Here is a 23,528-nt window from a genome sequence, read left to right on the forward strand (position 1 = left end):
ATTCCTCAGCGCATCAATTTGCAGCGACCCTATCGCATGAAATCAGCAATTGCTGGATAACTTAAATCGCTTTGATTTTTTTCGAAGAAAAGTATTGCGTTCGGTGTTTGAGTTCGCTAGATGGAAGCCGTCGCGAATGAGCTGACGCTTTATCGCGCTTGCAGGCCTCTAGATCGAAGGCATTTGCATATTCCTGCTGGGGAATAGTTTAAGGGTAGAACAGCGGACTCTGACTCCGCTAGTCTTGGTTCGAATCCAGGTTCCCCAGCCAATACTTTCTTCAAGAAAATCAATGTTATAGACAACAAGCCCGGATACTTCCTGGCTTTTTTCATGTCGCGTTTAGCGGCAACCAACTTCCAGTACCCAACTTAGATATCGTAACCCGCATTAAGAGTTTTCAAAACGGGACACATACCGGATCGAACATTACAAAAAATTCAGGTTCCACTCTTGAACTTGGCAAAACCATACACATTTGAAGAAATGCAGCGCCGGGCCCCTCTGGTCATGGCTACCGCTATGGCGATGTCGGGGCTGCTCCACTTGTTCAAATGGAGATGGTCCGGCGATGGATTCGCTTATTGTAGCCCTTTCGGGCGATTTTCTTGGCACACCTGTATATTTCTGGGCGGCGTTTATCGTCGTCGTCGTTGGCTTGCTTGTCTTCGACCTCGGCATTCTCCATCGTGACGAACACGAGATCGAAGCCAAGGAAAGCCTCCTGCTTTATGGCTTTTATGTTCTGATCGCACTCGCCTTCGGTGGCTGGGTGTGGTGGCAGCGCGGAGCGGAATCCGGCCTGGAATTTTATACCGGCTATCTGATCGAACAGAGTCTTGCGATGGACAACATGTTTGTTATCGCAACGATCTTCGGCTTTCTTGGCATTCCTCGTCTTTACCAGCATCGTGTTTTGTTCTGGGGTATTCTCGGCGTTATCGCCTTCCGGGCAATCCTGATCGGACTTGGTGCAGCCCTTGTGCACGAGTTCAACTGGATTCTGTTCCTCTTTGGCGCGTTTCTCGTTTTCACCGGCTTCAAGATGTTCGGCCATCAGGACGAGTCACCCGACATCGAGCAGAACGCTGTCTTCAAGTTCCTTCGTCGCCGGTTCAATATCACCCGCGAATTGCATGGTCGCAACTTCACGGTCAAACAGCCACATCCCAAAACTGGCAAGATGGTCACCTGGTTGACCCCTTTGGCGGTCGCGCTCATCATGGTGGAAACTGTCGATCTGATCTTTGCAGTCGACTCTGTCCCCGCCGTCTTCGCAGTCACTCAGGACACGTTTATCGTCTACACTTCGAACATCTTTGCCGTTCTGGGCTTGCGCGCGCTCTATTTTGCGCTGGCTGCGGCGATGAACCGGTTCCGCTATCTACAGGTTTCGCTTGCTATCATTCTCGTACTGATCGGCATCAAGATTTTCCTTGTACCGCTGGGCGTTCACATCAACACGCTGCTGTCGCTTGTCGTAACGCTGGCTATCCTCGCAAGCGGTGTGCTTTATTCGCTGTATAAAACCCGTAACGAACCGGACATGAGCGTTGAGGACCTCGCCAAGCAGCAACATACAGAGAACTGATTGAAAGCAGTTTTGATAACAAAGGGTCGGCCATATGTGCCGACCTTTTTCATCTGATCGCAGCGTAATTTATTGAATGCACTTTCTTCGCATACCGGGCCATATCGAGCCGAAAACACCACCCTTTTGGTGAAGCTGCATCTCAACTCACAGATGATATACTAAGTTTCAATGAGCGATCATTCGAGAGCAAGTCGCGGAAGGCGAAGTTGAACTCTTTATTGCTTGGCGCACTGGTATTCTTCATCCTGATATTGGCGACTATGCTTGGCATGTTCGCTCGATCGCGTTTGCCCGAGCATCATCTCAACTCCGAGTCCAAGGATGTCATACGCCTTGCCACCGCTGTTGTCGGGACACTTTCCGCTCTCGCTCTCGGACTTCTGATTGCTTCAGCAAAATCCGATTATGACAATGCGCAAGCCGAGATGAAGACATCGGCGGCCCGTATTGTTCTCCTGGACCGGATCATGGCCCGCTATGGTCCTGAAACGGAGCATCCACGTACCGTACTCAAGCAAATAATCCAGAAACGTCTCGATCGGGCATGGAATGCCGAGCGGGCCGATGAGCTCTCCAATGGAGCTTTGCCGGAGTTCAAGGATATTGAGGATATTCAGGACAGTCTGCGCGCGTTGAACCCGAAGGACGCCGCGCAAGGCTCTCTCCAAACACGCGCGCTTGAAGTCAGCGGCATGATTGCAGAAGGTCACTGGCAATTAGTGGAAACGACAGATGAAGGGCTGCCTGTCCCATTTCTCATCGTGCTGATTTCATGGCTGGCGCTTTTATTCGCAACTTTTGGCCTACAGGCCCCGCTAAACAGCACTGTCATACTGATAATAATCGTATGCTCATTGTCCGTTGCCGGCGCGATTTTCGTGATTTCAGATATGGCGAGCCCCTATGCCGGACTGATCCACATTTCCGAAACTCCGCTTCGCACTGCACTGGATCGTCTCGGCGCACCATAATGAATTGCATTCTCTACAACGCCACGAAGTGCTGCGGCGATACCTCTCGATATTCGCGCAAAGGCACAACGAAATCCGCAGGACGGATTGGGCTCTTGAGTTCTCCCGTTTCGCTTGAAAGCTTCACCCCGCGTCGATCAGGATCAGGAACAGGAACAGCCGCCATCAGCTTGCGTGTGTAATCATGTTGAGGGTTCTCAAATACCGCCGATCTCGGTCCGATTTCTACGATCTCGCCCAGATACATGACGGCCACACGATGGCTTACACGCTCGACGACGGCCATATCGTGTGAGATGAACAGAAACGCTAGATCGAGACTTTGTTGAAGATCGAGCATGAGATTGATGACCTGCGCCTTGATCGAGACGTCGAGCGCCGACACACTCTCATCTGCCACGATGACTTTAGGTTTCAAGGCAAGCGCGCGGGCGATACAGACACGCTGCCTTTGCCCGCCAGAGAATTCATGCGGATAGCGCTTTGCCATATCAGGCGTGAGGCCAACTTTCTCCAGCATATCGGCGACAACATCCTTCGCGTCCCGCACACTCCCCAGCCGGTGTTCAATGTAGGGTTCCGCGATCGCGGCACCCACTGTCATGCGCGGGTTCAACGATGCATAGGGATCCTGAAAGATCATCTGAACCGACCGTCGCATCTCGCGCATAGCCTGTTTGTCAAGGGACAGAATGTTTCGGCCTTCAACCAGAACTTCACCGGAATCCGGTTCGCTCAGCCGCATGATGGCGCGCCCGGTCGTCGATTTCCCACACCCACTCTCACCAACCAGCGAAAGGGTTTCACCCTTGCGAAGATCGAAGGACACGTTTTCCACGGCATGAACACGCCCGCTCAGGCGAGACATAAAGCCCGAATAAATCTCGAAGCGCTTGGTAAGCCCTTTCACTTCCAACACGGGTACATCGATCTTGTCGACCGTATCCGCCACCTCGACCGGCGTTTCCGAAAGGCCAGTAGCATTGTCTACTATCGGAAACCGCAGAGGACGTTGATAGCCCTGCATTGAACCCAGTACAGGAACCGCCGACAAAAGTGCTCGCGTATAAGGATGCTGGCTCTGCCGGAAAATATCGGCAGTCTGCCCTGTCTCAACCTGCTTTCCCCGAAACATGACGACTGTGCGATCCGATATTTCGGCCACCACGCCCATGTCATGCGTGATGAAAAGAACGGACGTGCCCTCTTCTTCCTGCAATGTCTTGATAAGATCGAGTATCTGCCCCTGAATGGTCACATCCAATGCCGTTGTCGGTTCGTCGGCGATCAGCAGTTTGGGTCTCGACGCCAGAGCCATCGCGATCATGACACGCTGACGCATACCGCCTGAAAAGCGATGCGGATATTCATCGAAGCGGGAAGCAGCCGACGGGATACGGACCTTTTCAAGCAAGCGGATCGTCTCAGCGCGCGCATCTGCCTTCGACATTTGCGAATGGCAGAGCAATGCTTCCGAAATCTGGTCTCCGATTGTGAAGAGCGGGTTGAGGCTGGTCATCGGCTCCTGAAAGATCATGGAGATTTCATTGCCGCGTATCCGGCGCATTTCCTCTTCCGGGAGCGTCAGAAGCTCCCGATCTCCCAACCTGATACTGCCTTCGGTGCGGCTCGTATCCTTCTGCAGAAGCCGCATGATCGACAGCGAGGTTACGCTCTTGCCCGAGCCGGATTCCCCGACGATTGCCACCGTTTCTCCGGGGTGGACATCGAAGGAAACATCATCGACAACAGGCTTCCAGACACCATCGACCAGAAAAGAAGTGGTTAGTCCTAGAACGGATAAAACAGGTTCGTGTTTTCCAACCGTCGCTATTTTCTCAGACGTCATGATGTTCCTCCGCTTTACTCAGGCTCTTCCGAGTATCAATCCGGCCAACGCAGCAAACCGTCGAAACGATGTCTGCTTCGGTCCTCAAAAGGAGTGGCGATAATCTCATTAGACGCCCGGGCTTTATCGAGCTCCTCACCAAGACGCTGCGCAACAACGGTTTCCTGACCGGGATGAAGATTACAGGGATCGAGATAGAAATAGTTGTGCTCTACCTCATGGTCACGTGTGATGATCGGTGGGTTCCCTCGCGCAAGAGCGGTTACCAAATCCCAGGCCGTGATGTGGGCATCAGCAGCTGATACAATTACTCGCAGGCGGTCGAGCGGATTGTTGGTCGGATCTGGTTCGATCAGAGCCGTGATACCGGGGCGACCATCCAGCGTCTTCTTCCACAGTTCCAGATATCCGGTTTCCCTCTCGCGAATTCCAGCATGGTCACGCTTTTCCCACGCTTCCAGCGCTGCCATGACGCCGTAAATGCTCTCTTTGCCGACTTTCATGCCTCGCCCGATGCCAAGATTCTGCAGGAAAGCATTACGGACAAGTTCCTTCCTGCCTGCAACGATGCCAGAGGTCGGGCCGCCCAGAAACTTGTGTCCCGAATAGATTGCGATATCTGCGCCCTTTTCCAGAAACAGCTTCAGGTCATATTCAGATGCAGCGTCCACGATCACCGGCACGCCCTTGGCATGTGCGATCTCGACAAACTCGCTGAGATGGAGAAGGCCGTAGTCCACGACATGATGCGATACGACATAAACCGCCGCAGCCGTCTTTTCGGTAATCGCATGTTCCATGTGATAACGGTGGGTCGATGTTGCCTGTCCGATCAGGACGACTTTGCCTCCCGCAAGCCGGATTGCCTGATCGACCGGCGCGCCGTAGCTGACCACGTGACCGGTCTGCACCAGAACTTCGTTCTTTTCCGACGTGATATCCGGCAATCGTTCAATCGCTAGGAGGTTGTTGCCTGTCATAGCTCCGGCAACGGCAAGCGTAATGCCTGATGAGCAGGACGCGGTGACGAAGCCAGCTTCGCCACCTGTCAATCGTGCGATCACTTCGCTCGCCTTACGCTGCAGATCATTGACCTCGACGAATTGTGGCAAGATGGCCGCCATCGCCTCTACTGCCTCGGGCACAACGATGGATGCACCAAGTGATGTCATCGTACCAGAAACATTGATGACCGGTCGAAGCCCGATCTTGCGGCGAATATCATCGGTCATTTCATTTCTCCCATTTCTTTCACTGCCTCGGGCATAGACGAATATGCCATAATAATGTAATAACTTCTTGAGTTTCACATGGAGCACTTGAGTGAGCACATCATCACCCACCGTCCCCGCCGAAACGTCCCCTGCGGACGACCTTGAAAACAAGTCGACACGCCGCTCGCGCGTGAGCGGCATAGACCGCGCACTGCAAGTGATTGATTATCTTTATGAAACCGGCGCTCCAGCTGGTCCCTATGCGATTGCAAAAGCGATCAAGGCGCCTTTGTCGACAGTCTATGTGACCATCGACGATCTCGTTGAAAAGAACATGCTCGCCCGCAACGCGGATGGTGCAATCTGGCTCGGCGCGCGGCTCTACCACTACGGTCTTGCCTATGCGCGGTCGCTTGATTTCATGAGCGTCGCTACGCACGAGATGCATGATCTCTGCCGCGAAGCAAACGAAGCGGTGCAGCTTTGCGGCCGGGACGGAGATCATATGCTCGTTCTGGCCATGGCGGACGGACCAAGCCCGTTTCAGGTTGCCTCGCGTGTCGGCACAAGAGTGCCTTTGAACTGGACCGCGTCCGGACGCCTTCTGGTCGGTCATTTGGCTGCGAATGAACGGATCGAGCTTTTCAAGCGCTGCGCCCGGACTTCTCCAACCGGTCGGGCCGAAATCGACGCCACAAGTCTCTCGGAGGCTGCAGCGAAAGCCTTCGATGAGCGGCTCTCGATCCAGATTGCGGAATCCGACTATGCGGTGGCCTGTATTGCTTCCCCGATCTGCGACCGCGATGGACAATGCGTTGCGACCATTTCCATCGTGCTTCCCGAACAGAAGGTGCTTTCCGACGAAAGCCGCTACACCAGTCAGGTGCGTGCTTCGGCAGCGAAGATCGAAAAGCTGATGGGCTGGCGCAATCATTGACGCTGTCCTAGTCGTTCAGGGCGACGATCGCTTCGATTTCAACCGTGATATTGCCCGGCAATGAACCGAAGCCGACGGCTGAACGCGCATGTTGGCCGGCAGCGCCAAATACTTCGATGAAAAGATCGGAGCAGCCATTGATGACATTGGGGTGCAGTTCGAAATCTGGCACGGCATTGACCATACCCAATAGCTTCACGACCCGCTTGACACGGGAAAGGTCACCAAGCGCCTCGTGCATGACGGCCAGCAGATTGATACCCGTCAGACGTGCATCCTGATAAGCCTGATCCACGCCGATGTCGCCACCGACTTTACCCGCACGCAAATATCCGCTCTCTTCCCGCGGCCCTTGCCCGGAAAGATAGAGGATATTGCCTTCCCGAACATGCGTGACAAAATTCGCGATAGGCGGCGGCGGTGGCGGCAAAGTTATGCCAAGTGAAGCCAGCCGGTCGTAGGGAGAATGCTGTACTTCGGTCGTTTGGGGAGAATGAGACACGAATTTTCCTCATCATTTCGTCACGGGACGTTCCCGCAAATTCAATGCTGCGCCGACAGTTTCAGCGCCACGAATAGCCATGGCTATGGCGAACGAGTTTGCGCGCACGCGGTATATAGCGGCTGGCCGTAATGGCCTCGGCACCGATGACGGCGTAGCGGGGTTCAAATAGCCTGTTCAGGCGAGACACATCGCCATTGGAATCCGTCGCTTCCAAGTCGGCGTCAACCAGATCAAAGATCGTGAAATCAGCACGTTGCCCAACCGACAGCCGGTTTTCCATCGAGAGCTTGATCACCGACGCCGGATTATGTGTGACGGCTTCGATGACATTTTCAAACGGCATGTTGACCGACAGCAGTTTGGACATGGTTGTCGCCAGATCCCAAACAGGGAAGTTCATCGAATGGCCATGCAGGTCCGTCGAGATCGAAAATGGAAGGAGACCGCGTTCAATTGCCGCTTCGGCGACCTTGAACGAGAAGGATGCCCCACCATGGCCGATATCCAGCCGGATGCCCTCGCCTGAGCAGCGTTCCGCGAGATTGAAGAGATCTTCGTCTTCCATGATGCTGGAGCCGGATTTGCCGTTGAAGCAATGCGTGACCACATCGCCTGGCCCAAGGATTTCCAGAACTTCGTCATAGAGCGCCGGCGGTTCGCCCACATGCACCATCATGGGCACTTTGAGTATCTTGGCGATCTTCTTGCCAAGCTTGACCGGTGTAACGCCCCATGACCCGGTTATGACGTGACTGGCCCTAACCTTGATCCCAGCAATATGCTCGCTGTTGGCTGCGTAGCATTCGAGAATACGGTCGAGATCAATGTCCTTGATGTCTCGCAGTTCCGGAACCCGGTTGCAGGCAACAAGGCCGATTGAGCCGAGGTTGAGGAAGGCTTTGATCCGTTCCTTGGACGGCTCGATGATATACTCCCGGAAGCCATGGAAATTGGCCTCTCCTGCCGAACCGGCATCGACGAGCGTCGTCACTCCTCGTTCAGCGCCGCACTCTGAAGGGCGTATCGAAATATCCGTACCGCCATGCCAGATATGGACATGCAGGTCGACCCAACCCGGCGAAATCCAGGCTCCTTTGCCATCGACACGCTCCACATCGGCTGGTGCGTTCAACGACTTGCCGATGGCGCTGATACTACCGTCTTTTCCGACCAGAATATCGGTCGTCGCGTCGGAGTGTTCCACCCCGAAGGCTACCGGTTTGACATTGGTGATAAGAAGCGGCTTCGCCTGTTCACCGGAAATCATATTACAAATCCCTTCGCAGTCTTGGATCGAGCATGTCGCGTAGTCCATCCCCCACCATCTGGAGCGAGAGGACGGAAAGAATGATGGCGAAGCCGGGGAAATAGGTCATCCAGTCGGCCTGACCGATATATTGGCGTCCTGCCGCAATCATGGTTCCCCAGGTTGGAATCTCGGGGCTAACGCCGAGACCGAGGAAGGAGAGCCCCGCTTCGGCGAGCATTGCGCTCGCAAAAAGGAAAGTGCACTGCACGATGATCGGTGAGATTAGATTTCTCAGCACGTGCCGCGTCATGATGTGGAATGTCGAAATTCCAAGCGATTGGGCCGCTTCGACATAGGGCAGCTCACGGATGACCAGCGTTGAGGCGCGCACAATGCGCGCCAGCCTCGGTGCATAAACAACAGACAGCGCAACGATGACCGTCGCCAGCGACGGGCCGAGCGCCGCGACCAGCGCAATGGCCAGCAGAATGTCGGGGAATGCCATCATCGCATCGATCAGGCGAGCGATCGGTGTATCCAGACGATGAAAGAAGCCTGCGAGCAATCCGAGCGTAACCCCTATGATCGCCGACAGGACAACGACCGCCGCGCCCACCATAAGTGACAGCCTCCCGGCATAGATCGTGCGTGAAAAGACATCGCGCCCGAACTCATCCGTACCGAACCAGAACATCTCGCTTGGTGGCTTGAGCCGGTTGACGATAGAAAGCTTCGACGGTGAATAAGGCGCGATCCAGGGTGCCAGCAGCGCGAGGATAGCGAAGACGGCAAGCACAATGATGCCTGCCGCCACCGTCTTGCGTTTGAACAGCCGACGGATGAACAAAGCGCGTTCCGAAGGGGCTTTTTGCGTGGTCGTAACAAGATCGGCCATCAGTAACGAACCCTCGGATCTACGAACAGATAGAGCATGTCGATGATGAAATTGATCAGGACATAGAGCCCCGCGATGACGAGCAGCGCGCCCTGAATTACCGGATAATCCCGTCGGAGGACCGCAGACACGACAAGATTGCCAACCCCCGGCAGGCCGAACACAGTCTCCGTCACCACAGCGCCGGAGATCAGAACAGCAGCAGTGAGACCGACGACTGTGAGGATAGGGATAAGCGCATTCTTCAATGCGTGCTTCATGATCACGCGCCGCTCGATCAACCCCTTTGCGCGCGCCGTGCGGATGTAATCGTCACCAAGAACATCAAGCATTGAGGCGCGCGTGAAACGCAGGATCAGAGCGGAGGAAACCAGCCCCAGCGCGATGGCTGGCAGGATCAGATGGTACATTCGATCGATGAAGCTCGAACCCGGCCCGCCATAGCCGGATACCGGAAACAGGTTCAGCCGGACGGCAAAAAACTGCATGAGGATGAGACCGAGCCAGAAGCTCGGTATGCTCGCTGCAAGCATAGCGACCGTTGTCGCCGCCTGATCGACAAAAGAACCACGCCGATAAGCTGCATAAACTCCAACCGGTAGCGCAATGATGCAGGCAATCAGAAGCGAAAGAACGGTCAGAAAGAAGGTCGGCTCAGCCCGGTCGAGCAATGCTGCACCAACCGGCATGTTGAGGAAGATCGACTGACCGAGATCGCCCTTCAGTAGCTGACCGATGTAGTAGAAGTATTGGATGACCAGCGACTGATCGAGTCCGAGCCGAGCGCGCAGATCGGCAATGTCCTGCGCCGATGCGTCCGGCCCAAGCATGACGGCGGCAGGATCGCCGGGCGTCACACGAACGATCACAAATACGATCGTTACGACCAGAAACATGACGACAGCCATGCCGACAAACCGCTGAAGGATGTAGCGCACCATGCGATCAGATTCTCCAGATTGAACAATTCAGCAAATGCCGACCAGACGGACGGCATTCGCCTTGCTGGAAGTTACTTCTTCAACGAAGCATTCCAGAAGTAAGGCCACGGCGCTGGCTCGACGCCCTCCAGCTTGGTGGACATCGCTGCAACGGCATTGAAGTCGCCGATCTTGATCAGGGGCAGTTCGTCATAGATGGTCTTCTGAACGTCCGCCCACAGCGCAACGCGCTTTTCCGGATTGGATTCGGACGTGAAAGCATCGACTACGGTTTTACGCGCTGGCGTGTCCCACCAACCCGGCGAGCTGGTCGACAGAGAGCCCATCAAAGCAGGCTCGGGCAGGAAGGGGCTGTGCGTTATGTAGATATCCCAGAGCTTGGGATCTGCGCGGCGCTGTGTCAGTGTCGCCCAATCGACAACCTGCAAATCCACTGTAAAACCGGCAAGTTTCAGATATTCGGCAGCCACCTGTGCCATCTTGTAATGGAACTCGTACTGGCGGCTGGTCAGAATACGCAGCGGCTCGCCGTTGTAGCCGGTCGCCTTCAATTCTTCCGCCGCAGCTTCCGGCTGGGCCACATTGTAGTTCCCTTCGACGCCAGCTTCTGTATTCCAGACAAAATTGGACGGATAGAAAGCGCCGTCCAATGCATAGAATTCCGTGCTGCCAAATGCCGCTGCAAGCATGTCTTCCATGCTCAACGCATGTGTCACGGCCTTTCGGACCGGCAGTTTCGACGCCACACCTTCTTTGGTGTTAAAAACAAAGACAGGATAGCCGAAGGGCTTGAGAAGCAATGGCTGGGAAGCTGTGGAAGATTTGATCTTGTCAAATGATTCAACCGGAATGGAATCGACATAATCATACTGTCCGGAAACCGCTGCCTCGACACGGGTGTTAGCATCCGGGACTGACACGAAACGGATTTCGTCTAGATATTGATGGCGTGCGCCACCGTAACCATCACTCTCACCGTCGCGCGACTTGTAACCATCGAAACGCACGAGCTGAATATACTGGTCTGCCTTTCGTTCCTTGAGCATATAGGGACCGGTACCGATAAATTCATTCATCGGCTCAGCCTGCTTTTCTGACGGTATGATGATCGCCGCAGAATTGTTGAAGGCAAGCAAAGAGGTCAATGGCGCATAAGGCTGTTTGAGCGTTATGGTCACCGTAGCCGGATCGGTAGCGGCAATGTTTTCGATGAAGGCTGACGCCTGCTTTCCGCGCGAAGCCAGCTTCGTCCAGCGCTCCAGCGACGCAACCACGTCTTCCGACGTCATGTCGCTACCGTCATGGAACTTGATGCCGGAACGCAGCTTGATCGTATAGGTTTTTCCATCCGCGCTGATTTCAGGCAGGCTTTCTGCCAGCAATGGCGTCGGCTTCCATTCCTTGTCGAAGGTATAGAGCGTTTCGAAGATATGCTGCGTGACGATACCCACAAGATCGGCAGTGGATACCATCGGGTCGAGCGTCGGCGGCTCGCCAATGGTCGCGACATTGATGACACCACCCTTGTCCTGAGCCAGCGAAACGCCGGGACTGAAGATCATGGCAGAAGCCAGAAGGAGTGCTAATTTGATCCGCAAGGCAGAACCCCCATTTTTGATTTGTTCCACAATTATGTTATATAGGCTTTTATAAAAGAATAACCGAGAACTTGGAGGTGTCAATCCATCAAAGTACATCGACTGAAAATCTTCCGTCGATAACGATGGAATGCTCATACAATGTGGGCATTTCGGATTTTATGGGTGGCAGCACCAAAGCTGTGTCGATATGAGTGCGCCATGACACGCAAAGGCCAGGGCTATCTCTTCACACTTCTCGCGGTTACCATTTTTGCAACGCAGGATGGTATCTCGAAGTATCTTGGCACCCATTATTCGCCGATCCTCATAACGATGATCCGCTATTGGGTCTTTGCTGCCTTCGTTCTCCTGCTTGCAATCCGCTCCGGAGGCATTGCCAAGGCCGCAGCAACGAAACGTCCCTTTTTGCAGGTTTTTCGCGGCATCCTGCTTGCTGCTGAAATCGTTACATTCATATTCGCCCTCAGTCGCGCGGGCATGGCAACGGCACAATCGATTTTTCAGGGCGCGCCGCTATTGGTGACCATGCTCTCGGTGCCCTTCCTTGGCGAAAAGGTTGGCTGGAGACGTTGGACTGCAATTATTGTCGGGTTGATCGGTGTTCTGCTGATTATCAATCCAGTGAACGCGACATTCGACGCAAGCCTGCTTCTACCCGTGGCGGCGATGGTCATGTTCGCCGTTTACGCGGTTGCGACACGCGCCGTCAGCAAGAGCGACGATGCCATGACCAGCTTCTTCTACACTGGCATAGCAGGTGCTGTTGCCCTCACATTTGTCGGCAGTTTCTATCTCATGCCTATTGCCAGAAGCGACTGGTTTTGGATGGCAGCCCTTTGTGCCTGCGGTATAGCAAGCCATTATTTCCTCATCCGTGCCTACAACATTCTGGAGGCAGGAGAAGTACAACCGCTTACCTATCTGCAGCTCGTTATCGGCGCGTGTATCGCAGTCACAGTGTTCCACGAGCAATTGACATGGAACATCATTGCCGGTGCGGTCATCGTCGTCAGCGCCGGATTGTTCTCGGTCTTCCGCGAGCGGCAGCTTGGCAAAAGAAATCCACCCGCGCTTGGATAGGTTTCAATTCTCAATGCCTGATATACCGACGAGTCAGAGGTTTCGAGTACTTTCCGTCAAATCAGCTCCAATCACTGACCCAACGACGGGGCTCACCGGCTTGACAAATTAAACTTGATAATTTAATTCATGTTTTGACCTCTACTGGTCGCGTAGACTTCCAGCCGGCGCTTGACCTATTGAGAGCGCCGGTCTTTTTATGTCTTGTGCAAAACAAGCGCGGTCGAGTGGAACAGTCATGACGCAGCCAATAAGCTATATCGAAACCGATTGCGCGATAGCGGGTGGTGGGCCAGCAGGAATGATGCTGGGACTTTTGCTTGCACGCGCTGGTGTGAACGTGACCGTTCTCGAAAAGCATCCAGATTTTCTGCGTGATTTTCGCGGGGACACAATTCACCCGTCCACGCTTCAAGTCATGCATGAACTCGGCTTGCTGGACGGTCTTCTTGACTTGCCCCATACCAAGGCGCATCGGCTACATGCGGAAATCGGCGGCAAGGACATCACGATAGCCGATTTTTCGAGAATTCCCGCTCAGTGTCGTTTCATCGCTTTCATGCCGCAATGGGAATTTCTGGATTACATTGCACGCGAAACTGCGAAATATTCAAACTTCAGGCTCCTTATGCCTGCAAGTGTGATCAATCTGACCGAGAGGGACGGAAGTGTTACCGGCCTCGTCGCGACAACACCAGTTGAAACCATAAATATCAATGCCAAACTTGTTGTGGGTGCGGACGGAAGAAACTCCGTGGTGCGCGCAAAAGCCGGTCTGGAGGTCGAAAGTTTTGGCTCGCCAAGCGAAATTCTCTGGATGAAGCTGTCGCACGCTCCCAATGACCCACCCTATACGATGGGCCATGGCGGCCCTCGACAAGGTTTCGTCATGATTGATCGCGGTGACTACTGGCAATGCGGTTATGTACTCCGCAAACAGACCTTTGCCGAAGTCAGGCAGGGAGGACTCGATGCATTCCGCAAGGCAGTTGCAGAAGTCTCTCCATTGCCTCCTGACCGAATGAACGAAATAGGCACATGGGATGACATTCATCTCTTGAGCGTACGCATCGACCGACTTAAAACGTGGTGGAAACCGGGGCTTCTGTGTATCGGCGATGCCGCCCATGCCATGTCGCCAATTGGTGGCTTTGGGGTCAATCTCGCCATTCAGGATGCCGTTGCAGCAGCCAATATTCTGGCCGCACCGCTTAAGGATAACCAAACTTTGGAACCGTATCTCCAAGCAGTCGAAGCCCGACGTCGCTTTCCCACAAAGGCAACGCAGAAACTGCAACTGATGATGCGCAGTGATCGTCGCAAGCGTGAAACAAACAATACCAGACGCGATGGGCCACCCACCTTTATGCGTCACCTCGCACGCTGGCCCATTCTTGCACATCTTGCGGGCAGGTTGATCGGTGTCGGCTTCCGCCCGGAACATGTCAGAAACAACTGAACGGCTGAGTTTCAGTCCATATCGTCAAGTTCGTCGTGAATACCGGCGACGATTTCCAGCCGCTGTTGCGCCGATTTCCCCGCATATGAAGCATAGGTCAGCGCCAAAAGCCGGATGGCGCTGCTGACGGCGGTATAAGATGCGCCCAATGCGATACTGTCTACATGACATGGGAGAACAACACGCGCGTAACGCTGTGCCTCAAAAACTGATCCACGATCTGTAATAGTCACGATATTCAACCGGCTCGTTGCGGCGTAGCCCAGAATTTGTTTCAGCAATGCCCGATGCGGCGGCAATGTGATCAGCAGCAACACATCCTTCGGACCAGTCATGGCCAGGTCCTCAGCCCATGACCCCTGGTTGATGCCCAGGAGCATCACGCTGTGGCGCAGCCTTGAAAACAGAAGCCGCGCGTAGCGCGCAAACCCTTCCTCGTCACCAAGCCCGATCACCCAGACACGCGGCGCTTCTGCAATAAGTTCGGCAGCTTCGCGCATCTTGTCGGAGCGAAGCGCCTCGAATGTTCGGGTTATATTGGCGATCTCCAGATCGAGATGTGCGCTGATGGTACGCACCAGCGGCACCTCTTCGTCAACCGTACTCGAATATTCAAAAGGTTCAGTGCGATTGCGCTCTTCACGCGCCTGAAGTTTCACTTCATTGAAATCGGCATAGCCCAGATGCTGAAAGAAGCGAGCTGTGGTAGCCTTGGATACGCCGGCCATCTCCGCGATTTCGGTAGCGGAATGAATCAGAATGTCGTCCTCGCGCTCGAGAACGAGCTGCGCGATTTTCTGCTCGCCTGCCGTGAGCTTTGCGTAGCGCTCCTGTATGCGCAGTACCAGACGTGAAGCCATGTGCGTTTATTCCGAATCTCTCTGTGCACTAAAAAAGCTTATCATCGCCTCTTGCAATACTGAAACATTTGTTTCATTGATAGTGAAACATTGAAATTCATGGATTCTCCATGGCGTATTCCCGCAATACACGGCAGCGCATCTGGGATCGGCTGAAAGACGTCGCGCGCCCTGATGCACGCTTCCACTTCAAATTCTCGGAATTCATACCGGACTTTGAAGGAGTAGAGGCAGCTACGGATCGCTTGCTGGCGATTGAAGGGATTGCGAAAGCCAAATTGGTTTTTGTGACGCCAGATAATTCCATGATCGAGTTGCGCCGTCGCCTGATCATGTCGGGTACACCATTCATCATGCCGACCTACGGCATGCAGCGCGGCTTTCTCCTGCTCGAACCGGGATCCGTTCCCCCGGGGTTGGAGAAAGCCGCAGCCTGGCTTGACGGAATGGAACATTTCGGTCGATCGGTCAGTCTAGAAGACCTGACCCATATCGGTCGTTTTGATGTCATTGCGACTGGCGCATCCGCTGTTTCCATCGATGGAGTCCGTTTTGGCAAAGGCCATGCGTTCTTCGATCTGGAATGGGGCATGTTCACCGATCTGGGACTTGCCGACGAGCAGTCTCTGATTGTGGCAGCCGTGCATGACGTACAGATCGTGGAAGAGCGCCTCAACGTATCGGAGAACGATATTGCTCTCGACTTCATTGCCACGCCCAGCCGCCTGATCGAGATAACGCGCAACCGTCGCAGGCCGCGTGGTATTCGCTGGAACGACGTTTCAGCCGAAGAAATCCAGTCCATCCCCCCGCTGCGTGAGCTTGCGCGCATGCGCGGCATTGCCTGACAGTTCAGCACCAAAAGGAAAATTCAATGAATATTGCCCTGGATCGCCGTCGTTTTCTCGGACTGATGGGCGCCGCAGCCGCTCTGCCAGCCATGAGCCGTTTTGCCTCTGCGGATACACCATTCAACTTTCAGGCTTCCTGGATCAATGATGCGGAATTCAGCGGCTATTTCATTGCAGTCGACAAGGGCTTCTATCGCGAAGAAGGCCTCGACCTGAACTATATCTCCGGTGGTCCCGACGTCATTCCGGAAAGCACGATCATTGCGGGCAAGGCCGATCTGACCCTCACCACCCCCGACACGACGATCAAGGCCATCGTCGAACAGGGTGCGCCTTTCAAAATCATCGGCGCCCAGTATCAGAAGAACCCAATCGGTATTATTTCGCTGGCCAAGAACCCGATCAGGGAGCCAAAGGACCTGATCGGCAAAACGCTGGCTGTGCCGCCGGTCAACGTCATCTCGGTTGAAGCCATGCTGAAGATTTCGGGCATAGAGCCTTCTCAAGTCAACATCGTTCCTTACGCCTATGATCCGACGCCGCTCATCAAGGGTGAAATCGACGCTTCACTCGATTTTACGACCAATGTTCCTTTCACCATCAAGCAGGCTGGCGAAGAGGCAGTTTCCTTCCTGCTCTATGATTTTGGCTTTACGATCTTCAACGATACGGTTGTCGTTACGGAAGAAACACTCAAGACAAAGCGCAAGGATCTCGTTGCTTTCCTTCGCGCAAGCCGCAAGGGCTGGGATGAAAACCTCAAGGACCCAGCAGCCTACCCACCAAAATTTGCCGACAGCTGGTTCAAGGGCACCGGCCGCTCGATCGAAAACGAAGTCTATTTCAACACGGCGCAGAAGCCGCTGATCGAGACACCGAATGGTGTATTCTCCATGAGCGAAGAAGCCATCGAGAACACGATCAAGGCGCTCGGTACGATTGGCATCGCCGCCAAGCGCGATCATTTCGACACAACGCTTCTTGAAGAGATTTGATGCCTGATATGTCCGGTATCAAACTTGAAAATGTGACGCGCTCCTTTTCGGGGCGCGGCACGAATGTAGTTGCGCTATCCGATGTCTCGCTCGAATGCCCCACCGGCTCGTTCACTGCACTCATCGGACCGTCCGGTTGTGGCAAGTCGACCATGTTGCGGTTGGCACTCGGTCTCGATCAGCCTGATAACGGCTCGATTTCAGTCATGGGCAAAAGCCCTGTAGAGGCCGCAAAGGCCGGACTGACCGGTGTGGCTTTTCAGGATGCGGCGCTCATGCCTTGGCGCAATGTCGAAGACAATATTGCCTTACCGTTGGATGTGCTTGGCCTGTCTCGTTCAGCAAAGACCGACCGGATTGCCGAATTGATCGCCCTTGTTGGCCTCAAAGGCTTCGAAAAAGCACTTCCGGGTGAGCTTTCCGGCGGCATGCGCCAGCGTGTGGCAATTGCCCGCTCTCTGGTCACCGATCCGCGCGTTCTGTTTCTCGACGAGCCTTTCGGCGCACTCGACCAGATATTGCGCCGCCAGATGAACATTGAGCTTCAACGCATATGGCTTGAAAGCAAGGCCACCACCCTACTTGTCACCCATGGCATAGACGAAGCGGTTTTCCTCGCCGACCGGATCGTGGTGATGCACAGTCGCCCCGGACGCATCGCGAAGATCATCAATATTCCGCTGGAACGCCCACGCAGCCCCGAAATATTCAGCACGTCGCAATTCCATGCGCTGGAGGACGCTGTCGCGGAGGCTTTGCATGGCTGACATGAAGCCATCAACCCATCTCTCCACCTTGCGCAACTGGGTTATTCTTCTTGCAGTCTGGGAGATTTGTGGCCGCTTTTCCCTGATTGCAGGCGGCGCCTTGCCAGCACCTTCGGCGGTCCTGGCCCGTCTGTGGATCGACCGTGCCGATTATCCAGCTCATATACTAGCGACACTTCAGGGCGCTGGTGCTGGCTTTGTCATCGGAAACCTTGTTGCCGTAGCTGCAGGCATTCTGTTCGCCCTCTTTCCAGCTGCCGCGAAACTGGGTCGGGGCGTCAACATCGCGATTTTTGCACTGCCTCCAATTGCCATCTCGCCTATTCTGGTTCTGACTTTTTCAGGAATGACGCCGCGTATCACGCTGGCGGCACTTGGTTGTTATTTCATCACCATGGCCGCCACCATGACTGGCATCAGCCAGACGGACCGCCGTATGGTGGATATTGTTCGTGCCTATGGTGGCAACCGATGGAAAGTGCTGCGTCTGGCCCAATTGCGATCCGCTCTGCCGTCAATCCTTGCCGGTCTGCGTATTGCCGCTCCCAATGCGGTTCTAGGCTCCATTCTGGCTGAGTTTGGTGGCGGTGGGCGTTTCGGTCTCGGCGCCTATCTGATCGGTTCTCTCGGGCGAGCAGAACCGACCCGGCTCTGGGGTATCGGTCTGTGCGCTACCTTGCTCGCAGGATTGGCCTATGCGCTCTTTTCCATTCTTGCAAAAATGCTGACTGGCAGCACCAAGGCCATCACCGTCCCAGCCAACGCTCCAAACACTGCCCCGCGCGACTCTCGCGGCCTAAACTTTATTCTCGTCATTTGTTCGATCGCGCTTCCGTTCGTCTTATGGTGGCTGCTGCTCGTTTTCATGGGAACACCGGCCATGATTGCCAAGACACCAGCCGGACTGTTCGACTATCTTTTCCTCGCTCCGTCTGCAGCTCCCGCACAGGCAAAATTGCTGACAGCGCTTTCGCAAACTTTACCGCTTACTTTTCTTGGCATGGCAGCAGGCATCCTTTTCGCCTTTGCGCTCGCCATCGCCTCAGTCGCCAAGCCTGCCATCGTGCGCGGCTTCATGCCTGTCGCCCTTGTCACGCAGACAATGCCACTCGTTGCCCTGACACCCCTACTCGTTCTGTTATTGGGACGCGGCCCGTCCGTCATCCTCTGGATTACGGTCTCAGTCACATTCTTCCCTGCCTTCGTGACTATGGCTCAGGGTATGGCACTGGTTCCTCGTGCCGCACTGGATGTGCCCCGCGCCTATGGCGCCAGCATCTGGACACAAATCCATCTGGTATCCGTGCCCGCCTCCCTGCCCTATCTCTTCGCTGCCATTCGCCTTGCCGTACCGCGCGCTTTGCTTGGCGTCATGATTGCAGAATGGCTGGCAACGGGTACGGGGCTCGGAAACCTTCTCAACCAGTCACGCGGCTATCTCGACTACGGCATGATCTGGGCCGTTGCCGTGGTGTCCGTGATGCTGTCCGTCATTTTCTATCAAATCGTAGCCCTCTGCGAGCGCCAGGTGCTCGCACGCCGCGGCATGAGCCCGGCAGACTAAAATGCAAGGAGTCCCCATGGAAATCACCGATCACAAAGCTTCCGTTCGCGAACGTGTGTGGAGCGAGTTGCGCAAGGTTGCTGTCCCGGATAGCCGTTTCCATTTCGACTTCGGCGAGTTCATCGCAGATTTTGAAGGTGGAGAGGATGCGGTAGCCCGGCTGACAAGCCATCATTATTATCAGAATGCAGATTTCATCTTCATTACGCCCGATAATTGTCTCGACCGCCTGCGTCTTCAGGCTTTGAAAGACGGCAAGACCGTTCTGATAACCACATATTCCATCAAGCGCGGCTTCTGGGTTCTCGATCCGAAGCTGATTTCGCCGGATTATTATCTTTACGCCTCGACGCTCGACGGCATGGAGCGTGTGGGACAGCCGGTCACGCTGAAAGATATCTCGGCTATGCCAGTCGTCGATTACATGGTCACCGGCACCGGCGCGATCAATCTCGAGGGCGTACGCTTCGGCAAAGGGCATGGCTTCTTCGATGCCGAATGGGGTATGCTTTACCGTCTGGGCCGCATCACTGCAGCGACGCCTGCTGCCGCTGTCGTACACGACTGTCAGGTTCTGAGCGAAAAGCTCACGCCGGATGTCTATGACACCGTCGCGGACGTGATTTTCACACCCACCCGCACAATAGAGGTGAAGGACCCGCACAAGCCAACCTGCGGAATCATATGGGACCGCCTCGATCCTGTTATGTACGAAACGATCCCTCCGCTTCAGGAATTGAAGGCTATGGGCCTCTAGGTGTGTTCTTCCAAAAACTAAAAAGCCGGATGCAGTAAACGCATCCGGCTTTTTAGTTTGGATAGCCTGAGATCGTTACACGCCGGTCACGAGCTTCAGCGCGATAGACCACATCGTAACGGCAATGACGCCTTCAAGAATGCGCCATGACGACGGGCGGGCAAAGATCGGGCGCAGCCAGCGGGCACCGAAGCCAAGCGAAAAGAAAAACACGAAGGATGCGGTGATAGCCCCCGCCGCGAACGACGTTTCCAAACCGGGAAACTGCGTAGAAATCGTTCCGAGCAGCACGACAGTATCCAGATAGACATGCGGATTGAGCCATGTCAGTGCCAGACAGGTTGCAAGCGTCTTGGTAAGGCTCACGGACGCCCCGTTCGCAGTGGCCAGAACCGCTGACGAGGTGAAAGCGGAGTAAAGGCTTCGCGCACCATACCAGATCAGAAAAGCTGCACCGCCATATCGCATGATGGGATCAAGCGCAGGCATGATGGCAGCGATCTTCTGGAAGCTTGTCACACCTATCAGGATCAGGATGGCATCCGATACGGCACAAGCCAGGCTGACGGCGAACACATGCTCATCGCGTAAACCCTGCCGCAGAACGAAAGCGTTTTGTGCACCAATCGCGACAATGAGGGTGAGGCCCATGGTAAAGCCGGTTACGTAGATTGAAGTGTTCATAAATGGTCGCCATCTGGGAGTAAGTTGGCACTTGGATACCAAATGCTAAAGGATTAGAATAATTAAACTTAATAACTCCAGTTTAGGAATTCTAATGATCGACTATTCCGCCTTGAGAGCAGTGGCGATGGTGGTGCAGACGGGCAGTTTTGAGAAAGCCGCACGAGCGTTGAACGTCACTCCGTCAGCAATCTCGCAACGTGTCAAACATCTCGAAGAGCGGCTTGGCGCAGTACTCATTGAGCGAGGCTCTCCTTGCACGGCGACCGAAAAAGGAGACTGGTTGTGCCGGCATATCGAGCAGGTAGGCATGCTCGAACGCGAACTTCTGGCAGAGTTGCCTGGACTGTCCGGAAGCGAAAATACTGCACAGCGCGTAACGCTTCATATAGCGACCAACGCTGATAGTCTGGGCACGTGGTTTCTGAAAGCAATCTCGCATTTCAGCACGACAGCGGAATATCTTTTCAACATTGCGGTCGACGATCAGGATCACACTGCCGAATGGCTGCAGCGCGGGCGTGTCGTAGCCGCCGTGACTTCTTTATCAAAACCAGTTCAAGGCTGTCGTCTAACCCCGCTTGGTATCCTTCAATATCGCGCCACGGCATCACCGGAATTCATCGCTCGCCACTTTCCAGACGGAATAACCCACGATGCTATTGCCAAAGCGCCGGCACTGACGTTCAACCAAAAGGACAGATTGCAGGATCAGTGGGTGCGCACTGCCCTCCGAACCGATATAGCATGCCCGACACATTGGCTTCCCTCGACACAGGCTTTTGTCGAGGCAAGCCTGTCAGGCATGGGATGGGGGATGAATCCGGTGCAGTTGGTCGGTGACCATTTGCAGTCGGGCAAACTGATGGAACTCATCCCGGATACGCCGCTGGATATTCCCCTGTTCTGGCAGGTCAACCGCCTTGCGGCCGACAGGCTCGCAAGCCTCACACAGACGGTTTTGACGACGGCACGACAGGAGCTTGCGCCTATCTCAAACAAATGAGGAAAGCCGCCAATTCGAAAAACACATGGAAACAATGGGATGAAGCAATATTTTCTGTACCATTGCCGTCAATCACCATCTGTTTTCTTGAACGTGAACAGCGATTGAGCGATGCATGATGCATGAAGCTCCTGTTCCTCATCGTGGCGCTGATCGCCCTTGCCTTTCTCGGCTGCTATTTGCAGATGTTTTTTGCCGTGCCGTAAACACGCAACAATCTTGATCTGCCGAGAACACACGCTATGAGTGTTCAGGAAAGCTCAATCCTACAAGGAAAAGGCAGGATCAATGATCCTGCCCCGTTTGTGCAACGCCCGCTGCCTCTTCGCAGACTCTGACATGTTCAGCCAGTGCCTCAAGCTGCAGGAAAGCGCTTATGGTACAGATATCCCGCTTCTGAAACTTTGGAAGCTCCTGAAGCTCCTTCAATCTGGTGAGAAGTGCACCGCGGTTCATGGTTTTCCCTCCATCTTTCTGGCTATCCGCAAGACTGGTGTTAGAATGCATTTCGATCCGATTAAATCAGATCGGCGCTCTAACCTTTTCTATTGTAAGCATAATCTTATCGACCTTCGTTTCACTCCGGTCGGATTGTGCTTTAATCAGGCTGCCCGCACCTTCGCTTTTGTTTTCAACGGAAGCTCGATATCGACTTCGAGCGTCGACATCTGGTCACCTCGATCCATTTTCACGCTGACCTTGTCGCGATCAATCTGGATATGCTTGGCGATAACGGCGAGAATTTCCTCCCGCAATACCGCAACAAGATCGGAATGTTCGTGTGACGCCCTTTCATGGGCGAGCAGAACCTGCAACCGTTCTCGCGCTTGCGGCGCGGAAGCAGGTTTGCTGAAGAAACGAAACAGGCTCATGCCGCTCTCCTTCCGAAAAGTTTACCCAGAAGGCCGCGCTTTTCGGATGGAACAGTCATCGGCACTTCTTCGCCGGCGAGGCGGCGGGCTGCGTCGAGATAAGCCAATGCAGGCGCACTGCGCTGATCGGCGAGCGTTACGGGGGAACCAATATTGGATGCCCGCAGAACGTCCTGGCTTTCCGGAATAATACCCAGAAGCGGAATGGACAGAATTTCGAGAACGTCATCAACCTTCAGCATGTCGCCGCGCTCGGCGCGTACCGGGTCATAACGGGTCAGCAAGAGATGCTTTTCCACACGCTCGCCACGTTCGGCCTTGAGTGTCTTGGCATCCAGCAGACCGATGATACGGTCGGAATCGCGCACAGACGACACTTCAGGATTCGTGACAACCACAGCCATATCCGCATGACGCATGGCGAGTGTGGCACCGCGTTCGATCCCGGCGGGGCTATCGCAAATGATCCAGTCGAACTCTTTCTTGAGATCTTCCATGACGCGGTCGACGCCATCAGTGGTCAGGTTATCCTTATCGCGCGTCTGGGAGGCAGGCAGCAGATACAGTGTCTCAAGGCGCTTGTCGCGGATCAAAGCCTGCGGAAGCTTTGCATCACCCTGAATGACATTGACCAGATCGAATACGACGCGACGTTCTGCTCCCATGACCAGGTCAAGGTTACGCAGACCAACATCGAAGTCGATAACGACTGTCTTCTCGCCGCGTTGCGCCAGCGCAGCGCCGATTGCAGCGGTTGATGTCGTTTTGCCAACGCCACCCTTACCGGAAGTTACAACAATCACTTTTGCCATATTTGTCTCCTGTATCTCCCGCGCGCCTCCAGAGCATTCGTTACCCGGGATATGAAATGCTCTGC

At 54.5% G+C, this 23,528-nt stretch carries 23 protein-coding genes and 1 tRNA gene; 12 read left to right on the forward strand and 12 right to left on the reverse strand.

Annotated features, from left to right (window positions below; translation table 11 throughout):
• The first annotated feature begins 197 nt into the window (after positions 1-197).
• From KWJ32_RS09795 to KWJ32_RS09805, 3 genes are all read left to right on the forward strand, one after another.
• Positions 198-271 (forward strand) — tRNA-Gln (locus KWJ32_RS09795).
• A 300-nt stretch (positions 272-571) separates the two neighbouring features.
• A complete protein-coding gene (locus tag KWJ32_RS09800) occupies positions 572-1,591 on the forward strand; it encodes a TerC family protein (RefSeq protein ID WP_151610210.1) in 1,020 nt (339 codons plus the stop codon).
• 209 nt (positions 1,592-1,800) lie between these two features.
• Positions 1,801-2,565, forward strand: coding sequence for a DUF4239 domain-containing protein (locus KWJ32_RS09805; RefSeq protein ID WP_040128450.1), 765 nt, complete (start codon positions 1,801-1,803; stop codon positions 2,563-2,565).
• Between the two features lie 13 nt (positions 2,566-2,578).
• On the opposite strand, the gene KWJ32_RS09810 is transcribed toward KWJ32_RS09805, so the two are convergent.
• The gene (locus KWJ32_RS09810) at positions 2,579-4,414 is read right to left on the reverse strand and encodes an ABC transporter ATP-binding protein (protein ID WP_011982720.1); all 1,836 of its coding nucleotides are present in this window, start codon (positions 4,412-4,414) and stop codon (positions 2,579-2,581) included.
• A gap of 35 nt (positions 4,415-4,449) precedes the next feature.
• Positions 4,450-5,646, reverse strand: a complete 1,197-nt coding sequence (locus KWJ32_RS09815; RefSeq protein ID WP_011982719.1) for an aminotransferase class V-fold PLP-dependent enzyme — start codon at positions 5,644-5,646, stop codon at positions 4,450-4,452.
• A gap of 91 nt (positions 5,647-5,737) precedes the next feature.
• Between KWJ32_RS09815 and KWJ32_RS09820 the strand changes: the two genes are divergently transcribed.
• Positions 5,738-6,565: an IclR family transcriptional regulator gene (locus KWJ32_RS09820; protein ID WP_011982718.1), complete on the forward strand. Its 828-nt coding sequence runs from the start codon at positions 5,738-5,740 to the stop codon at positions 6,563-6,565.
• Between the two features lie 7 nt (positions 6,566-6,572).
• On the opposite strand, the gene KWJ32_RS09825 is transcribed toward KWJ32_RS09820, so the two are convergent.
• The 5 genes from KWJ32_RS09825 to KWJ32_RS09845 all read right to left on the reverse strand — a co-directional run bounded on the left by KWJ32_RS09825 (position 6,573) and on the right by KWJ32_RS09845 (position 11,753).
• Positions 6,573-7,067 (reverse strand): RidA family protein, encoded by a 495-nt coding sequence (locus tag KWJ32_RS09825; protein WP_011982717.1) that lies wholly within the window; start codon positions 7,065-7,067, stop codon positions 6,573-6,575.
• 61 nt (positions 7,068-7,128) lie between these two features.
• The gene (locus KWJ32_RS09830) at positions 7,129-8,337 is read right to left on the reverse strand and encodes an amidohydrolase/deacetylase family metallohydrolase (protein WP_256885972.1); all 1,209 of its coding nucleotides are present in this window, start codon (positions 8,335-8,337) and stop codon (positions 7,129-7,131) included.
• A 1-nt stretch (position 8,338) separates the two neighbouring features.
• Entirely contained in the window at positions 8,339-9,214 is an 876-nt protein-coding gene (locus tag KWJ32_RS09835; RefSeq protein ID WP_011982715.1) for an ABC transporter permease, read from the reverse strand.
• Positions 9,214-10,155 (reverse strand): ABC transporter permease, encoded by a 942-nt coding sequence (locus KWJ32_RS09840; protein WP_010660949.1) that lies wholly within the window; start codon positions 10,153-10,155, stop codon positions 9,214-9,216. The genes KWJ32_RS09835 and KWJ32_RS09840 overlap by 1 nt, the downstream gene beginning before the upstream one ends.
• A gap of 71 nt (positions 10,156-10,226) precedes the next feature.
• Complete coding sequence (locus KWJ32_RS09845) at positions 10,227-11,753, reverse strand: ABC transporter substrate-binding protein (RefSeq protein WP_151610209.1); 1,527 nt, start codon at positions 11,751-11,753, stop codon at positions 10,227-10,229.
• Between the two features lie 201 nt (positions 11,754-11,954).
• Between KWJ32_RS09845 and KWJ32_RS09850 the strand changes: the two genes are divergently transcribed.
• Positions 11,955-12,836 (forward strand): DMT family transporter, encoded by an 882-nt coding sequence (locus tag KWJ32_RS09850; RefSeq protein ID WP_029928014.1) that lies wholly within the window; start codon positions 11,955-11,957, stop codon positions 12,834-12,836.
• A gap of 238 nt (positions 12,837-13,074) precedes the next feature.
• Positions 13,075-14,295: an FAD-dependent oxidoreductase gene (locus KWJ32_RS09855; protein WP_040128455.1), complete on the forward strand. Its 1,221-nt coding sequence runs from the start codon at positions 13,075-13,077 to the stop codon at positions 14,293-14,295.
• 11 nt (positions 14,296-14,306) lie between these two features.
• On the opposite strand, the gene KWJ32_RS09860 is transcribed toward KWJ32_RS09855, so the two are convergent.
• Complete coding sequence (locus tag KWJ32_RS09860) at positions 14,307-15,155, reverse strand: MurR/RpiR family transcriptional regulator (protein ID WP_011982711.1); 849 nt, start codon at positions 15,153-15,155, stop codon at positions 14,307-14,309.
• 110 nt (positions 15,156-15,265) lie between these two features.
• Between KWJ32_RS09860 and KWJ32_RS09865 the strand changes: the two genes are divergently transcribed.
• Genes KWJ32_RS09865 through KWJ32_RS09885 form a run of 5 tightly spaced genes read left to right on the forward strand, consistent with a single transcriptional unit; the run spans position 15,266 to position 20,089 of the window.
• A complete protein-coding gene (locus KWJ32_RS09865; RefSeq protein ID WP_011982710.1) occupies positions 15,266-16,003 on the forward strand; it encodes a 5-formyltetrahydrofolate cyclo-ligase in 738 nt (245 codons plus the stop codon).
• A gap of 26 nt (positions 16,004-16,029) precedes the next feature.
• Positions 16,030-17,001 (forward strand): ABC transporter substrate-binding protein, encoded by a 972-nt coding sequence (locus tag KWJ32_RS09870; RefSeq protein WP_010660943.1) that lies wholly within the window; start codon positions 16,030-16,032, stop codon positions 16,999-17,001.
• The gene (locus KWJ32_RS09875; protein WP_011982709.1) at positions 17,001-17,768 is read left to right on the forward strand and encodes an ABC transporter ATP-binding protein; all 768 of its coding nucleotides are present in this window, start codon (positions 17,001-17,003) and stop codon (positions 17,766-17,768) included. The genes KWJ32_RS09870 and KWJ32_RS09875 overlap by 1 nt, the downstream gene beginning before the upstream one ends.
• A complete protein-coding gene (locus KWJ32_RS09880; protein ID WP_011982708.1) occupies positions 17,761-19,332 on the forward strand; it encodes an ABC transporter permease subunit in 1,572 nt (523 codons plus the stop codon). The genes KWJ32_RS09875 and KWJ32_RS09880 overlap by 8 nt, the downstream gene beginning before the upstream one ends.
• Before the next feature lie 16 nt (positions 19,333-19,348).
• The gene (locus KWJ32_RS09885) at positions 19,349-20,089 is read left to right on the forward strand and encodes a 5-formyltetrahydrofolate cyclo-ligase (RefSeq protein ID WP_010660940.1); all 741 of its coding nucleotides are present in this window, start codon (positions 19,349-19,351) and stop codon (positions 20,087-20,089) included.
• Positions 20,090-20,164: 75 nt separating this feature from the next.
• Here KWJ32_RS09885 and KWJ32_RS09890 read toward each other — a convergent pair whose 3' ends face one another.
• On the reverse strand, positions 20,165-20,773 hold the full coding sequence (locus KWJ32_RS09890) for a LysE/ArgO family amino acid transporter (protein ID WP_011982707.1): 609 nt from the start codon (positions 20,771-20,773) through the stop codon (positions 20,165-20,167).
• Positions 20,774-20,867: 94 nt separating this feature from the next.
• On the opposite strand from KWJ32_RS09890, the gene KWJ32_RS09895 reads away from it, so the two are divergent.
• Positions 20,868-21,779 (forward strand): LysR family transcriptional regulator ArgP, encoded by a 912-nt coding sequence (locus KWJ32_RS09895; protein ID WP_151610208.1) that lies wholly within the window; start codon positions 20,868-20,870, stop codon positions 21,777-21,779.
• A 285-nt stretch (positions 21,780-22,064) separates the two neighbouring features.
• On the opposite strand, the gene KWJ32_RS09900 is transcribed toward KWJ32_RS09895, so the two are convergent.
• The 3 genes from KWJ32_RS09900 to minD all read right to left on the reverse strand — a co-directional run bounded on the left by KWJ32_RS09900 (position 22,065) and on the right by minD (position 23,463).
• On the reverse strand, positions 22,065-22,235 hold the full coding sequence (locus tag KWJ32_RS09900) for a hypothetical protein (RefSeq protein WP_010660937.1): 171 nt from the start codon (positions 22,233-22,235) through the stop codon (positions 22,065-22,067).
• A 146-nt stretch (positions 22,236-22,381) separates the two neighbouring features.
• Complete coding sequence (gene minE / locus KWJ32_RS09905; RefSeq protein ID WP_006468449.1) at positions 22,382-22,651, reverse strand: cell division topological specificity factor MinE; 270 nt, start codon at positions 22,649-22,651, stop codon at positions 22,382-22,384.
• Entirely contained in the window at positions 22,648-23,463 is an 816-nt protein-coding gene (gene minD, locus KWJ32_RS09910; RefSeq protein WP_010660936.1) for a septum site-determining protein MinD, read from the reverse strand. Before minD ends, minE begins: the two co-directional genes overlap by 4 nt.
• Positions 23,464-23,528 lie beyond the last annotated feature (65 nt).

The organism is Ochrobactrum sp. BTU2, from assembly GCF_024539785.1.
In the GTDB taxonomy this organism is placed as follows: Bacteria; Pseudomonadota; Alphaproteobacteria; order Rhizobiales; family Rhizobiaceae; genus Brucella; species Brucella anthropi.